The sequence below is a fragment of the Hydrogenophaga sp. ZJX-1 genome, assembly GCF_048590325.1.
Classification (GTDB): Bacteria; Pseudomonadota; Gammaproteobacteria; order Burkholderiales; family Burkholderiaceae_C; genus Hydrogenophaga.
Genome location: NZ_JBMBRA010000001.1, coordinates 612,165 through 627,278, shown reverse-complemented (window position 1 = coordinate 627,278; position 15,114 = coordinate 612,165). Strand labels below are relative to the sequence as shown.

The window sequence follows — 15,114 nt, the reverse complement described above, 5'->3', positions numbered from 1 at the left end:
ACACCAATGTGATGCCTGGAGCATTTCCGGGCGAAGACATGGCTCCAATTAAAAAATTGCATTGATTTAATCTGGACACCAACCAGTCCCATATGCACCTGAAGCGATACGACCCTATTAGAAGAACACCCATCGCTCCACCCCCGGGATTCCAGAAACCGGCAACCGCGGATCCCTCGCCCGCAGCCCCCATGTCGCGGGGACCTGATGGGCAAATTCGGCGTCTTTGACCAGGCGACCCAGCTTGGCATATCCAGCGTGTCGGTTGGCCCTGTGCGAGATGCGCATCGACGACCAGCTGAAGACCCAGAAGATGGACCCGGTCTTCATGCAGCCGCTGCACCCCACGATGGTCCGTGCAGGTGGCGCTCGCGGCACGGCTGATCACGACGCGCGAATCGATCACCCGCAGCTTGTACACGCTCACCGAGCCGGGCATGCTGCGCCGCTTCGACCGCAGGCACTGCGAAGTCCTGGAGCAGGACCTGAGCGGCTTCGACGCAATCAGCGAGAACGCCTGATTACACTCAGGCAACCCTGCCAGAGTCATGACACCCCAAGACTACGTTCAACAAAAAGCCGCCGCCTCGGGCAGCAGCTTTTATTACGCCTTCCTCTTCCTCCCTCCCGAGCGCCGCACCGCCATCACGGCGTTCTACGCTTTCTGCCGCGAAGTCGACGACGTGGTCGACGAAGTGACGGACCCCGGCGTGGCGCAGACCAAGCTCGCCTGGTGGCGGCGCGAGGTGGCGCAGGCCTTTGCCGGCGAGAAGAACCACCCGGTGATGCAGGCGCTGATGCCGCACACCGCCAGTTACGGCATCGAAGCGCGGCACCTGCTGGCCGTGATCGACGGTTGCCAGATGGACCTGGACCAGAACCGTTACCTCGACTTCGCCAACCTGCAGCAGTACTGCCACCTGGTGGCCGGCGTGGTGGGCGAAGTGGCTGCCAGCATCTTCGGCCAGACCCAGGCGCAGACCACCGCCTACGCCCACCGGCTGGGCCTGGCGTTCCAGCTCACCAACATCATCCGCGACGTGGGCGAAGACGCGGCGCGCGGGCGCATCTACCTGCCGGTGAACGAGCTGCAGCGTTTCGACGTGAAGGCGCACGAACTCATCAAACGCGGCGCGGCGCCCGGCATGGACACCGCCGACTTCCAGCGCCGTTTCCTGGCCCTGATGCGCTTCCAGTGCGAGCGCGCCCTGGCCACCTACGACGAAGCCCTGGCCCTGTTGCCCGAAGCCGACCGCCGGGCGCAGAAGCCGGGTCTGATGATGGCCAGCATCTACCGCACCCTGCTGCGGGAAATTGCGGCCGACCCGCTGCTGGTGTTGACCCGGCGCGTGAGCCTCACGCCGCTGCGCAAGTTCTGGCTGGCCTGGAAGGTGCAAGCCTTGGGTCGTCTTTGAGCACACGGCTTGCGATCGTTGGTGCGGGCTGGGCCGGCATGGCCGCTGCCGTAGAGGCTGCCGATGCGGGCGCCGATGTGACGGTGTTCGAAGCCGCCCGCACCTTGGGTGGCCGCGCCCGCGCATTGCCTGTGCAACGGCCCGACGGCCAGCCCCTCACGCTCGACAACGGTCAACACATCCTGATCGGCGCCTACAGCCAGACGCTGGCGCTCATGCAGCGGGTGGGCGTGGACCTGGGCCAGGCCCTGCTCCGTCTGCCGCTGGCCCTGCCCTACCCGGACGGCAGCGGCCTGCAGACCCCCGCCTGGGCCGCGCGCTGGCCGGCGCCCTTCGATGCGCTGGCGGCGATCGCCATGGCGCGCGGCTGGTCGTGGGGCGAACGCCTCGCGCTGGTCCGCGCCTCGCTCGGCTGGCAGCGCGCCGGGTTTGCCTGCGCGCCCGCGCTCACGGTGGCCGAGCTCTGCGCGGCCTTGCCGGCCCGGGTAATGGCCGGGCTGATCGAGCCGCTGTGCGTTTCGGCGCTGAACCTGCCCGGCGCGCAGGCCAGCGCGCAGGTGTTCCTGAACGTGATGCGCGACGCGCTGTTTGGCGCAGGTCACGCCGGGCTGGGCGCGTCCAACCTGCTGCTGCCGCGCACCGACCTCTCGGCGCTGATGCCCGACGCGGCGGCGCAATGGCTGTCAACCCGGCACCCGGACACCGTGCGCCTGCGCAGCGGCGAACGCGTGCTGGGCCTGTGCCCTCAGGGCAAGGCGTGGCAGCTGTACACCGCTGAAGGCGCCGTGACCTTCGACCGCGTGATCTGGGCCACGGCCGCCGGCCCCGCCGCGCAGGCCATGGCGCAGGCCGCAGTCAATGCCAGCGCTGCGGGCGACACCGCCACCGCGAGCCGACTCGACGACTGGTCCCGCAGCACCGCGGCGCTGCCATTCACCGCCATCACCACCGTCTACACCTGGGCGCCCGGCGCGCGGCTGGCCGCGCCCATGCTCGCGCTGACAGCCGAGCCCGACGCGTCGCGCGCGCCGGCGCAGTTCGTGTTCGACCGCGGCCAGCTCAGCCCCAACGACGCGGCGGCGCAAGGTGTGTTCGCCTTCGTCGTGAGCGCCAGCGTGGGCGAGCGCGACGCATTGCAGGCGTGCGTGCTGCAGCAGGCTGCGAAGCAGCTGGGTTTGACCGGCCTGCAGCCGATCCAGACGGTGGTGGAAAAACGCGCCACCTTCGCCTGCACACCCGGCCTGCAGCGGCCGGCGGCGACCATCGCGCCAGGTCTGTGGGCCGCGGGCGACTATGTGGACGGTCCTTACCCGGCCACGCTGGAGGGCGCGGTGCGCAGCGGACTGGCGGCTGGCCAGGCGGTTTGACATCGGGGCTTGCGGAGGGCCGGGCGTTCCGCGCATCATGAAACCTTGCCACCTTCGAGACGCCCCATGACCGCCACGCCCCTGAAGCCCGAGCAACTGCGCCTGAACATCCACCCGGCCTCGCTGGGCTTTGCCGACACCTCGGAATTGCAGACCACCGAGCTGCCGTGGATCGGGCAGGAACGGGCACAGAACGCCGCGCGCTTCGGCCTCGCCATGGACCAGGCCGACTACAACCTGTTCGTGCTGGGCGAGGTGGGCAGCGGGCGCGCCTCGCTGCTGCGCCAGCTGACCCAGGCCGTGGCGGCCGAGCGCCCGGTACCACCCGACCTGTGCTACCTGCACAACTTCGACACCCCCGAACGGCCGCGCGCCCTGCGCATGCCCGCCGGCCAGGGCCGCGAGCTGCGGCAGCTCATGACCCGCTTCTCGCGCGCGCTGCAAACCGAGATTCCGCAGCGCCTGGGGAGCGAAGATTTCAAGTCCGAAAGCGAGCGCATCAAGGCCGCCTACCAGGCCGAGGAGTCCAAGGCCTACGTCGAACTGGACGCGTTCGCCGAGTCCCGTGGCTTCAACCTGTTCCGCGAATCGGGCCACCTGGTGTTCACGCTCATGGGCGACAAGGGCAGCGCGCTCACCGAAAGCGAGGCCCGCGCCCTGTCCAAAGAGCGGCGCGCCGAGATCGACAAGGCCGAAGCCGAGCTGCGCCAGGAAATCGCGCGCTTCCTCGACAAGACCCGGCCCATGGAGCGTGTGATGAACGAAGCCCTGGCCGCGCTGCGCCGCCAGGTTGTCAAGCCCTGGCTGGACCACGAGATGCAGGACATCCGGGTCAGCCTGAAAAAGCAGATCAAGGACTCGGTCAAGCTCGGCAGCTACCTCGACCAGGTGCAGCACGACGTGCTGGAACACATCGAACTCTTCATCGCGCAGGACAGCGACGACGAGGTGCGCCAGGAAGCGCTGACCCAGATGCTGCTGGGCTACCGGGTGAACCTGGTGGTGGACAACGCCGGGCGCACGGGGGCACCGGTGATCGTGGAAGACAACCCGGTGTTTCACATCCTCTTTGGCCGCATCGAGTACCAGGCCGAGGAAGACGTGATGCTGACGGACTTCTCGCGCGTGCGCGCTGGCAGCCTGATCCGGGCACACGGCGGCTTCCTGCTGCTGCACCTGCGCGACCTGCTGACCGAAGCGCTGGTGTGGGAAAAGCTGCGCCGATTCCTGCGCTCGGGCCGGGTGCAGATCGAAGAACCCGACAGCTCGCACATGCCGATGGCGGCCGTGTCGCTGCTGCCCGAGGCGGTGGACGTGGAGGTGAAGATCGTGCTGATCGGATCGGTGGAGGAGTACTACGCGCTGCAGGAGGGCGACCCGGAGTTTTCGCGCCATTTCCGCGTCAAGGTGGACTTCGCCGAGAGTTTCCCCGCCAGCGACGACACGCGCGCGGCCAGCGCACTGTACGTGGCACACACCTGCCGCAAGCTGGGCCTGCCGCATTTTTCCGCCGCGGCCGTGGCGCGGCTGCTGGAAGACTCGCACCGCGAGGTGGACGACCAGGCCCGCCAGAGTGCCATCTTCGCGCGCACCGAAGCGCTGGTGGTCGAAAGCGCCGCGCTGTGCCGCACACGCGGTGCCGCCCTGGTGGAGGCGCTGGACGTGGACGCTGCCCTGAGCGCCCGGCGCCAGCGCCACGACTACCCGGAGCAACGCCTGCGCGAATCCATCGCCGAGGGCGAACGCCTGATTTCGCTGCAGGGCGCGCGCGTGGGCCAGATCAACGGCCTGACGCAGATCGACCTGGGCGACTGGCGCTTCGGCCTGCCGGTGCGCGTGACCGCGCGCAGCCACGCGGGCACGCGCGGCCTGCTCAACATCGAACGCGAGGTCGAGATGTCGGGCCCGATCCACGACAAGGGCGTGCTGATCCTGCACAGCTACCTGACGGCCCTGTTTGCCCATCTGACACCCCTGGCGCTGAACGCCTCCATCGTGTTCGAGCAGGAATACCACGGCGTAGAGGGCGACTCGGCCTCTTGTGCCGAGTTGTTCGCCCTGCTCTCTTCGCTCTCGGGTGTGCCGCTGCGCCAGGGCATCGCCGTGACCGGCGCGCTCAACCAGCACGGTGAGGTGCTGCCCGTGGGCGGTGTGAACGAGAAGATCGAGGGCTGGTTCCGTGTCTGTGACGCGGCGGGTCTGGATGGCACGCAAGGGGTGCTGCTGCCGCAACGCAACCTGCGCCACCTGATGCTGGACCGTGCCGTGGTGGATGCCGTGGCCCAGGGCCGCTTCCACATCCACACCGCCAGCCACGTCGCCGAAGGCCTGGCGCTGCTGAGCGGGATGGCACCGGGCATTACAGGTGACGCGGCAGGCCCCTACCCGGCGGACAGCCTGCTGGGGCGCTGCGAGCAGACCCTCAAGGCCTACCGGGAAGCCTGCCGGCAAGCCGTTGCGGAGACCAAGACAGAGTGGAATTCATGACCCATTGATCAACACCACGCATTCTTCCGGGAACCTGTGGCGTCTGAGGCTCTCCCACCGTGCTGATCGTTCAACCCCAAGAGAAGGAGCCCCCGCGGATGACACGCACACATCGCTTTCGAAACACCCTCGCCGCACTCGCCACCGGCCTGGCGCTGCTGGCAGCTGGCACCGCCAACGCCCAGAGCATGGTCAGCGTCAAAGGCAGCATCCTGAACATGCGTTCGGGGCCTGGCACCCACACCGAGGTCCTGTGGGAGTTGCGAAAAGGTTACCCGCTCAAGGTGGTGGCCCGCAAGGGCAGCTGGCTGCAGGTCCGTGATTTCGAGAACGACCGGGGCTGGGTGGCGCGTTCGCTGACGGGCGCAACGCCCCATCACATCGTCAAGGCGAAAACCGCCAACATCCGCCAGGGCCCGGGCACACAGCACCGCATCGTCGGAAAAGCCGAATACGGCGAACTGCTGCGCACGCGCGAGAAGCGGACCGGCTGGGTGCGCGTGGAGCGCGACAACGGCAAGACCGGCTGGATCGCCAAGCGTTTGTTGTGGGGCTGGTGAGTGGCCTCACCACCCTGAAAAAGGCGGACCCCGGGTCCGCCTTTTTCGTGGCACCTGACGTCAGGGCCGCGGCCCCTGCACGATCAGTGCATCTCGGCAGCGGTCGCTTCCGGCACGGGCTCCGGATTCGGCGGCACGATGGCGCCGATGATGTCGCTCATGCTGATGGTGCCCAGGTGTTTGCCTTTGCTGTTGACCACATTGGCAGCCTCCTTGCTCTCCGCGCTGAGCTGCCGTGCCGCCTCTTCGATCACCAGACTGGGGTCCACATCCGGGCCATCGACACGCGATCCGGACAACATCAGCGTTCGGCAACGGATCACGCGACCGCGGTTCACATCGCGCACGAAGCTGGCAATGTAGTCGTCCGCCGGCTTGAGCACGATCTGCTGGCCGGTGCCCTGCTGCACCACCTCGCCGTCGCGCAGGATGGCGATGCGGTCGCCCAGGCGCAGCGCTTCGTCGAGGTCGTGCGTGATGAAGACGATGGTCTTGCCGATTTCCTGCTGCAGGTCCAGCAGCACGCTCTGCATGTCGCTGCGGATCAGCGGATCGAGCGCAGAGAACGCCTCGTCCATCAGCAGGATCGGTGCATCGTTGCTCAGTGCACGCGCCAGGCCCACGCGCTGCTGCATGCCGCCCGAGAGCTGGTTGGGGTAGTTGTCTTCGTAACCCTTGAGACCGACCCGTTCGATCCAGCGCATGGCGTTCTCGCGCCGCTTCTTGCGCGGCAGGCCCTGCACCTGCAAACCGTATTCGGCGTTCTCCAGCACGGTGAAGTGCGGGAACAGCGCAAACTTCTGGAACACCATGGCGGTCTGCTGGCGGCGAAAGCGCTGCAGCTCGCGTTGATTCAGCTTCATCACGTCCACCGGCTGGCCATTCACCTGCACCAGCAGCTCGCCGGCCGAGGGGTCGATGAGCCGGTTGATGTGGCGGATCAGCGTGCTCTTGCCGGAGCCGGAAAGCCCCATCACCACCTGGATGCCGCCAGCGGGCATGTCGATGTTGATGTCACGCAGGCCCAGCACGTGGCCGTGCACGTCGCGCAACTCCTGTTTGCTCATGCCCTCGCGCACCGGCCCGAGAAACTTCTCGGGCGAGGGGCCAAAGATCTTGTAGAGATGGCGGATCGAAATGCCCGCCGCTGGTGCTTCAGCCGCCGCGGTGGGGGTTGGCGTCAATGCAGTTTGTGTGTCAACCATGGACGACCTCCAGGTGCCGCTGCAGCCGCTTGCCATAGGCCTGCGACACACGGTCAAAGATGATGGCGATGCCCACGATGGCCAGCCCGTTGAAGATGCCCATGGTGAAGTACTGGTTCGAGATCGCCTTGAGCACCGGCTGACCCAGGCCCTGCACGCCGATCATCGAAGCGATGACCACCATCGCCAGCGACAGCATGATGGTCTGGTTCACACCGGCCATGATGGTCGGCAGCGCCAGCGGCAACTGCACCTGGTGCATCTTCTGCCAGGTGGACGAACCGAACGCGTCGGCCGCTTCCAGCAGATCCTTGTCCACCAGACGGATGCCCAGGTTGGTGAAGCGGATCACCGGCGGAATGGCGTAGATCACCACCGCGATCAGGCCCGGCACACGGCCGATGCCCAGCAGCATCACCACCGGGATCAGGTAGACGAAGCTGGGCATGGTCTGCATCACGTCCAGCGTGGGGTTGATCACCTTCTGCAACCGGTCCCAGCGACTCATGGCGATGCCCAGCGGCAGGCCAACCACCAGGGCGACCACCGTGCAGACGAAGATCATCGAGATGGTCTTCATCGTGTCGCCCCACATGCCGAAGAAACCGATCAGCAACAGCGTGATCACGGTACCGATCACGATCTTGAGCGAGCGCGAGGCGAGCCAGGCGATCAGCGCGATGCCACCCACCACGAACGGCCAGGGCGACTGCGTGAGCAGGCGCTCGGAAGCCAGCAGGAAATCGCGCAACGGATCGAACAGGCGTTCCATCATTTCGCCATGCTCGCGGGTGAAGCCACGAAAGGCGCCGTCCACCGAGCGCCGGATTTCGCCCAGCGCATCGGACCCGAGCGAGGGGAATTCATTCAACCAGGCCATGTGAAGCTCCTTGGTTCGGTCGGAGAAACGTCCGGAAACCCACGGGGCTCCCGGACGCAAGAAAGGTCACTGCGCTGCACGGGCGCAGTGACCTCTTCATCGGACACGGATCAGAGCGAGGCCTTGACCTTCTCCGCCACTTCAGGGCTCACCCAGCCGGTCCAGACTTCGGGCTGGGTCTTGAGGAAGTGCGCGGCGCCGTCGGCACCGGTCGCCTGGTTGTCGCTCATCCAGGCCAGCAGCGTGTTGACCGTCTCGTTGCCCCAGGAACGCTGCTTGAGGTAGTCAATGGCAGGGCCGCCCGCCTTCTGGAAGCGGTCGGTGACCACGGTGAACACCTCGGCGCGCGCCCAGTCGGTCTTCACCGGCTTGTCGCACTCGGCCTTCGAATTGCAGGCCTCGAAGGCTTCCTTGTCATGCGGGTAGCCGGCGTCGAGCTTGACCATTTCGTACTTGCCCAGGATGGACGTGGGTGCCCAGTAGTAGCCCAGCCAGCCTTGCTTGCGCTCGTAGGCCTTGGCGATCGAACCGTCCAGACCGGCTGCGGAGCCGGTGTCGAGCAGCACAAAGCCTTGCTTGGCCGCGTCCCAGGCCTTGAAGGCGTTGACTGTGGTGAGCTGGCAGTTCCAGCCTGAAGGACAGTTGTGCACCGCGCCCTTGCCCTTGTTTTCGGCCGACGGGAACAGCTCCGGGTGCTTCAGCGCGTCATCGATGGTCTTGATCGACGGGTTGGCATCGGCGACGTACTTGGGAATCCACCAGCCTTCAACGCCACCGTCTTTCAGTGACTCGGCAGCGTAGTGCAGCTTGCCCTCTTTGATGGCGGCGTCCATCGGCTGGCGTACCGCATTGATCCAGGCTTCGGGCGCCACGTCAGGCTGGCCTTTTTCCATCATCGCGGTCAGTGTGGGCATGGTGTCGCCCGGCACGAGTTCCACTTCGCAGCCATAGCCCTTGGACAGGATGATGTTGTCGATGTGGGCCAGCACTTCGGCCGATTGCCAGTTCATGTTGGCCACGGTGACCTTGCCGCAGGCCTGTGCGACCGCCGCCTCAGGGGCGGCGGCGGCGGCGGGTGCCGCTTCTTCCTTTTTGCCGCAGGCACTCAGCGCCAGGGCTGCCGTGAGCACGGCCAGGGAGAGATGGGGGGTGTGGGACATGGTTTCCTCCAGGTTTCGTGTGGTTGTGTCCACCGACGCACTGCGCCACTGGATGTGAAAAGCACAACCAACAACCTGAAGGAAACGAACGCTGCTGCAAACCAGGTGACCAGCCGCTCAACCAACAGGGCGTTGGATTGAACTGAGTTGGCTAATATACATTTTTATCTAATTCGCACGCCAATACTGCGGCTTTTCATATAATGATATCCGGGTGTTTCACTCAACATTTCAAGCCTTGCCGAGCGCTTTGGCCGCGAGATGGGCGGGCCGCTCGGTGCAACGCACGATCCAGTCGTGCGTGAGCGGGTGCTTCGCCATCAGGCTGCGCGCAACGCGGGCCCAGTTCAGCACGCTGGCCACACACAGGTCGGCCACGGTGAAGCGGTCCGCGGCCAGATGCGATTCACCACGCTCTTGCTGCCGTTGCAGGTGTCGCTCGATCACACGCAGCGCCACCGCCAGGCGCTTCTCGGCGGCGGTGGCCAGCTCGGGCCTGCGCCGTTCGGCGGGCATCACCATGCGGTGCATCAGCACGGTGAGTGCATCGGCTTCGCATTCATTCACCGCCCAGAAGCTCCAGCGCAGCGCCTCGGCGTCTTCGCGGGCGTTGGCGGGTGTGATGCCGGTGCCATCGGGCTGGCCATGGTGGCGCGCGATGTAGAGCGCGCAGGCCATGCTTTCCCACACCACGACCTCACCGCCCTGCTCCGGCGGCCGCTGGTCCACCACCACCGGGATGTGGCCGTTGGGGTTGCGCGCCAGGAATTCGGGGGTGCGCGTAGCACCGCCCTGGAAGGGCGTGGGCACGTGGACGAAGTCCAGACCGAGCTCGGTGGCGGCCCAGAGCGGGCGTACCGCGCGCGAGGCGGGGATGCCGTAGATGGCGAGACTCATGGTATCGGGATGAGGAAGGTTCAGCCCAGCGCGCGGCACAGGGCCAGCAGTTCGGACACGGTGATGTGGGGCGCAAGCGGCGCATGTTCCCAGGCATGGCCTTCGCGGTTCACCCACGCGAGCTGCATGCCGGCGTTCAGTGCGCCCACGCCGTCCAGGTGCGCATCGTCGCCGATGTGCAGCACCTGCGACGCCTGCACGCCGGCGGCCTGCGCGGCGGCGTGGAAGATGCCCGGATCGGGCTTGGCGGCGCCGAACCCATGGGCATGGAGCGCGGCCCGGAAATGCCTGCCGATCCCGACGCGGTGCACGTCCGCGTTGCCGTTCGACACCGCCACCACCGGGTAGCGGCTGCTCAGCCATTCCAGTGCGGGCAGCGCGTCTTCAAACAGCTCCACGCGGTGGCGCTCGGCAAAGAAGACCTCAAACGCGGGCTCGGCCAGGGTCGGGTCATCGCCCGCGCGCTGCAGCAACAGCCGGATGGACTCACGGCGCAGACCGCTCATGTCGTGCGCCAGATCGGGCCGGGTGGTGGTCATCTGGTTGCGCAGCTCGCGCAGCGTACCCGGCGTGGCAGACAGCGCGGCAGCGGCCGGCGCGTGTTCGCTCAGCCAGGCATGCAACACACCTTCAGCCCGCGTGATCGTGGGCCAGATCGGCCAGAGCGTGTCGTCCAGGTCGAGCGTGATGGCGCGGATGCGCGAGACATCCAGGCCGGCGTCGGTCACAGCGGACTCGGGTGAGCATGGTTCGAGGGTGTTCATGTCTGCGGGAGAATAGCGCATGGCATTCCAACAAGAACCTCCCTTCTCGCATGGCCAGTCGACCGGTACGGCCGTTGTGCTGTGCAACCTCGGCACCCCCGACGAAGCCACCGCCCCGGCGGTGCGCCGCTACCTCGCAGAGTTCCTGGGGGACCACCGCGTGGTCGAGATCCCCAAGCCGATCTGGTGGCTGATCCTGCACGGCATCATCCTGCGCACCCGGCCGGCCAAGTCGGCCGCCAAATACGCCAGTGTCTGGACGCCCGAAGGCTCGCCGCTCAAGGTGTGGACACAGAAGCAGGCCACGCTGCTGCGCGGCTACCTGGGCGAGCGCGGCCACCAGGTCACGGTGCGCTACGCCATGCGCTACGGCAACCCTTCCATCCCCGCCGTGCTCGACGAGCTCAAGGCGCAAGGCATTGGCCGCGTGCTGATCCTGCCGGCCTATCCGCAGTACAGCGGCACCACCACCGCCAGCGTGATCGACGCGGTGGCCAGCTGGAGCCTGAAGGTGCGCCATCTGCCCGAGCTGCGCTTCATCAACCGCTACCACGATGACACAGGCTACATCGAAGCACTGACGAGGAAGATCCGCGCGCACTGGATGCACCACGGCCAGGCCGAGCAGCTGGTGATGAGCTTTCACGGCGTGCCCGAGCGCACCCTGCACCTGGGCGACCCCTACCACTGCGAGTGTCACAAGACCGCGCGCCTGCTCGCCGAACGCCTGGGGCTGGCGAAGGACCGCTACAAGGTGACCTTCCAGTCGCGCTTTGGCAAGGCCAAATGGCTGGAGCCCTACACCGAGCCGACGCTGATCGCACTGGCGCAGCAAGGTGTGAAGAGCGTGGACGTGGTCTGTCCCGGCTTCACCAGCGACTGCCTGGAAACGCTGGAAGAGATCAACATGGAAGCTCGCGAAGCCTTCCTGCACGCGGGCGGCCAGCAGTTCCAGTACATCGATTGCCTCAACGACAGCCCCGACTGGATCCGCGCGCTCACCGACCTGACCGAACGCCACCTGCAAGGCTGGCCGACGAAACAGGCCGACGATCCGATGGCGCTCAAGGAAAGCCGCGAGCGGGCGCTCGCGCTCGGCGCCAAGGACTGACGCGACACCTCGGTGCCCTGGAATTCATCATGAACAAACTGCCCGCCCTCTTCACCCTGTGCGCCCTGGCCAGCCTGGTGGCGGGCTGCTCCCCGCAGACGGCTTACTACAGCGGCCAGAGCTGGCAACGCCAGCAGTGTTTCAAGATCGAAGACATGCAGCAACGGCAGCGCTGCCTGAAGAGCGCCAGCACCTCGCACGAGGACTACCAGCGCGAGGTCGAAGCCCTCCCGTCCAGGCCCTGATCTCAGGCTCTCAGTGCACACCGACTAAAAAGCGCTGCACCAGATCCAGCTGCTCGGGCACATTGAGCGCCGGCGCATGGCCACAGCCCGCGATCGTCACCACCAGCGCACGCGGCCCGCGGTCGCGCATGGCTTCGGCGGTGTCGGCCAGCAGCAGGTCGGAATCCGCGCCACGCAGGCACAACACCGGTATGTCGATGCGGTCGTAGGCATCCCACAGCTCGTAGTCCGCCGGATGCTGGGTGAACTGCATCACCATGGCGGGGTCGTAGTGCGGCGTGACACGGCCATTGGGCAGGCGGCGGGTGGAGCTTTCGGTGAGCAGCTTCCATTGCGCGTCGGTGAGGAATCCGTAAGGTTTGTAGACCGTGCGGAAATACTGTTCCAGTTCGCCCACGGTGGCAAACGAAGCCGGGTTGCCGGCGTAGCTGCGGATGCGCTCGACCGCGGCGTCGGCCAGCTTGGGGCCGATGTCGTTGAGCACCAGGCGCTGGATGCGGCCCTGCAGCGGACCGGCCGCGCACACCATGCCGATGGCGCCACCCATGGAGGTGCCCACCCAGTGGAAGGACGCGAGCCCAAGCTGCTCCACCAGCGCCGTGGCGATGCGGGCGTAGAAGTCCAGGCAGTACTCGATCTCGGGTGTCGGGCTCCATTGCGACAGGCCACGGCCGATGGTGTCGGGGCAGATCACGCGGTGACCCAGACCGCTCAGGTACGCGGCCAGCGGGTCCATGTCGCGCCCGGTGCGCGCCAGGCCGTGCCAGGCGATCACGGGCGTGCTTTCGGGCACGCCGGGTGCGGGTGCCCAGTCCATGAAATGGATCTCGCGGCCTTCGCACACAAGGTAGCGCGACTGGGGAACCACAGTGGAGGTGTTCATTTCAAGCCTCTGAGTTTTGCGAGGACCGAACGCTCGCGCAGCTTGCCGACGATGCCGGTGGGAAAGTAATAGACCGACAAGACGAACAGCACACCCATCCAGAGCAGCCAGCGGTCGGGGGTGAGCAGCGCGGGCAGCAGCGGAATGCCAGCGGTGGCCTCGCCCGCGAGGCGCAGCAGGTCCTGCAGGTAGCTCTGCGCCAGCACGAACAACACGCTGCCGATCAACGCGCCGTAGAGCGTGCCCATGCCGCCGATCACGACGATGAGCAGGATGTCGAGCATGATCTCGAACGAGAGCGAGGTGTCGGGTCCGTTGTAGCGCAGCCAGAGCGCGAGCAGGCAGCCGGCCAGCGTGGCGAAGGCGGCCGAGAGCACGTTGGACAGCGTGCGGTACACGACGGTGCGGTAGCCCAGCGCCTCGGCACGGAAATCGTTTTCGCGGATCGCCTGCAGCACGCGGCCGAAAGGCGAATTCACGATGCGCAGGATGGTGAGGAAGATCGCCGTGACCGCCGCGAAGATCAGGTAGTAGGTGACCAGCTTGCCGTTCAGATCCACCTCGCCCAGTGGCGTGACCAGCGGCTCTTCGGTCAGCGTGAAGCCCGGCGACAGCAGTTCGGGCACGCTGAAGCTCAGGCCGTCTTCGCCGCCGGTGAAATCCGACAGCTGCGAAGCCAGCGTGAGGAAGGCCGAGGCCACCGCCAGCGTGATCATGGCGAAGAAGATTGCTTTCACCCGCAGCGAAAACAGGCCGATCATGAACGAGAGCACCAGCGAGATCAGCAGCGCACAGATCACCCCCAGCGCGATCGCACCCCAGGACGGTTCTTCGACCGCGTTGAGCGCGATCGCCACGCCGTAGGCCCCGATGCCGAAGAACATGGTGTGGGCAAAGCTCACGATGCCGGTGTAGCCCAGCAGCAGGTCGAAGCTGGCCACCAGGGCCACGAACACCAGCACCTTGGCCGCCACGTTGAGCGCCTTCACACCCGGAAACAGGAAGGGCGCGAACGCCAGGCCGAGGAACAGGATCACAAGCAGCGCGGCGAGCCAGCGGCTGCGTGGGAGGTCGTGGGAGAGCAGTCGGGTCAACATCATCGGCTCCTCAACGGTTGGTCACAGGATAGACACCCTGCGGCCGCCACAACAGAATGGCCACCATCAGCGCGATGTTGGAAAACAGCGCCACCTTGGGCACCAGGAAGCCGGTGTAGTTGGCCATCAGGCCGACCAGCAGCGCGCCGATGAGCGCGCCCAGCGTGGAGCCCAGGCCGCCGATGATGATGACGATGAAGATCAGCACGTTGACCTGCGCGCCCATCTGCGGAATCACGCTCTGCTGGTACAGACCCCACATCACGCCGCCCAGGCCGGCCAGTGCAGAGCCGGCCACGAACACGCCGACGAACAGGCGACGGATGCGGTAGCCCAGGGACTCGACCATCTCGCGGTCCTGCACGCCGGCGCGGATCAGCAGACCGACCTTGGTGCGGTTGAGCGTCCAGACCATGGCAGCGAACACGGCAGCACCCACCAGCACGGCCAGCAGCCGGTATTTCTCCACCGCGGCATCGCCCATGAGCACCGCGCCACGCAGCGCCTCGGGCAGCGGCAGCGGGATCTGCTCCGGCCCCCAGATCACCTTGATCAGCTCTTCGCCGATGATCATGCCGCCCATGGTGATGAGGATCTGCTTCAGGTGCATGCCGTACACCGGGCGGATGATCAGGCGCTCGAACACCAGACCCAGCGCTCCCGCCACGGCCATCGCCACCAGCATCGCGGGAAACAGCGCCAGCAGGTTCAACCACAGGCTGTCGGCCGTGGTGTAGCTGCCCATGGTGGCCAGCACGGTGGTGGCCACGAAGGCACCGAGCGCGATGAACACGCCGTGGCCAAAGTTGAGCACGTCCATCAGGCCAAACACCAGCGTCAGGCCCGAGGCGATGATGAAGACGATCATGCCCATCGCCAGCCCGGCCACGGTGAGCGTGAGCCAGGTGGAGGGGCTGCCGATGGCGGGCAAGGCGGCCAGCGCCAGCACCGGCACCAGGGCCATGGGTTTCCAGTCCATGTCTTTGAACAAACTCATGGGACCTCCCGCCGGGCCGCCCCAAGGGAGGCCAGCCCCTCTTGGA

The 15,114-nt window shown here is 66.5% G+C and carries 15 protein-coding genes; 7 read left to right on the top strand and 8 right to left on the bottom strand.

Annotated elements, in window-relative coordinates:
• Window positions 1-356 precede the first annotated feature (356 nt).
• From ACN5W5_RS03125 to ACN5W5_RS03105, 5 genes are all read left to right on the top strand, one after another.
• A complete protein-coding gene (locus tag ACN5W5_RS03125; RefSeq protein ID WP_420047128.1) occupies window positions 357-521 on the top strand; it encodes a hypothetical protein in 165 nt (54 codons plus the stop codon).
• A 27-nt stretch (window positions 522-548) separates the two neighbouring features.
• Window positions 549-1,415: a presqualene diphosphate synthase HpnD gene (gene hpnD / locus ACN5W5_RS03120; protein ID WP_420047127.1), complete on the top strand. Its 867-nt coding sequence runs from the start codon at window positions 549-551 to the stop codon at window positions 1,413-1,415.
• Entirely contained in the window at window positions 1,412-2,782 is a 1,371-nt protein-coding gene (hpnE, locus tag ACN5W5_RS03115) for a hydroxysqualene dehydroxylase HpnE (protein ID WP_420047126.1), read from the top strand. Before hpnD ends, hpnE begins: the two co-directional genes overlap by 4 nt.
• 66 nt (window positions 2,783-2,848) lie before the next feature.
• The gene (locus ACN5W5_RS03110; protein WP_420047125.1) at window positions 2,849-5,269 is read left to right on the top strand and encodes a Lon protease family protein; all 2,421 of its coding nucleotides are present in this window, start codon (window positions 2,849-2,851) and stop codon (window positions 5,267-5,269) included.
• A 98-nt stretch (window positions 5,270-5,367) separates the two neighbouring features.
• Window positions 5,368-5,829 (top strand): SH3 domain-containing protein, encoded by a 462-nt coding sequence (locus ACN5W5_RS03105; RefSeq protein WP_420047124.1) that lies wholly within the window; start codon window positions 5,368-5,370, stop codon window positions 5,827-5,829.
• 83 nt (window positions 5,830-5,912) lie between these two features.
• Here ACN5W5_RS03105 and ACN5W5_RS03100 read toward each other — a convergent pair whose 3' ends face one another.
• The 5 genes from ACN5W5_RS03100 to ACN5W5_RS03080 all read right to left on the bottom strand — a co-directional run bounded on the left by ACN5W5_RS03100 (window position 5,913) and on the right by ACN5W5_RS03080 (window position 10,735).
• Window positions 5,913-7,034, bottom strand: coding sequence for a quaternary amine ABC transporter ATP-binding protein (locus ACN5W5_RS03100; RefSeq protein ID WP_420047123.1), 1,122 nt, complete (start codon window positions 7,032-7,034; stop codon window positions 5,913-5,915).
• The gene (locus ACN5W5_RS03095; protein WP_420047122.1) at window positions 7,027-7,914 is read right to left on the bottom strand and encodes an ABC transporter permease; all 888 of its coding nucleotides are present in this window, start codon (window positions 7,912-7,914) and stop codon (window positions 7,027-7,029) included. Before ACN5W5_RS03095 ends, ACN5W5_RS03100 begins: the two co-directional genes overlap by 8 nt.
• Before the next feature lie 110 nt (window positions 7,915-8,024).
• Entirely contained in the window at window positions 8,025-9,074 is a 1,050-nt protein-coding gene (locus ACN5W5_RS03090; RefSeq protein WP_420047121.1) for an ABC transporter substrate-binding protein, read from the bottom strand.
• A gap of 231 nt (window positions 9,075-9,305) precedes the next feature.
• Window positions 9,306-9,971, bottom strand: coding sequence for a glutathione S-transferase family protein (locus ACN5W5_RS03085; RefSeq protein WP_420047120.1), 666 nt, complete (start codon window positions 9,969-9,971; stop codon window positions 9,306-9,308).
• 20 nt (window positions 9,972-9,991) lie between these two features.
• Entirely contained in the window at window positions 9,992-10,735 is a 744-nt protein-coding gene (locus ACN5W5_RS03080) for an HAD family hydrolase (RefSeq protein WP_420047119.1), read from the bottom strand.
• A 19-nt stretch (window positions 10,736-10,754) separates the two neighbouring features.
• On the opposite strand from ACN5W5_RS03080, the gene hemH reads away from it, so the two are divergent.
• Entirely contained in the window at window positions 10,755-11,846 is a 1,092-nt protein-coding gene (gene hemH / locus ACN5W5_RS03075; protein WP_420047118.1) for a ferrochelatase, read from the top strand.
• A gap of 29 nt (window positions 11,847-11,875) precedes the next feature.
• Entirely contained in the window at window positions 11,876-12,091 is a 216-nt protein-coding gene (locus ACN5W5_RS03070; protein ID WP_420047117.1) for a hypothetical protein, read from the top strand.
• A gap of 10 nt (window positions 12,092-12,101) precedes the next feature.
• Here the strand turns inward: ACN5W5_RS03070 and ACN5W5_RS03065 are convergent, their stop codons facing one another.
• The 3 genes from ACN5W5_RS03065 to ACN5W5_RS03055 are packed head-to-tail and all read right to left on the bottom strand — an operon-like array spanning window position 12,102 to window position 15,068.
• Window positions 12,102-12,974 carry an alpha/beta fold hydrolase gene (locus ACN5W5_RS03065; RefSeq protein ID WP_420047116.1) on the bottom strand — a complete coding sequence of 291 codons (873 nt, stop codon included), beginning with the start codon at window positions 12,972-12,974 and terminating at the stop codon, window positions 12,102-12,104.
• Window positions 12,971-14,071, bottom strand: coding sequence for a branched-chain amino acid ABC transporter permease (locus tag ACN5W5_RS03060; protein ID WP_420047115.1), 1,101 nt, complete (start codon window positions 14,069-14,071; stop codon window positions 12,971-12,973). Before ACN5W5_RS03060 ends, ACN5W5_RS03065 begins: the two co-directional genes overlap by 4 nt.
• Window positions 14,072-14,081: 10 nt before the next feature.
• Window positions 14,082-15,068, bottom strand: coding sequence for a branched-chain amino acid ABC transporter permease (locus ACN5W5_RS03055; protein ID WP_420047114.1), 987 nt, complete (start codon window positions 15,066-15,068; stop codon window positions 14,082-14,084).
• Window positions 15,069-15,114 lie beyond the last annotated feature (46 nt).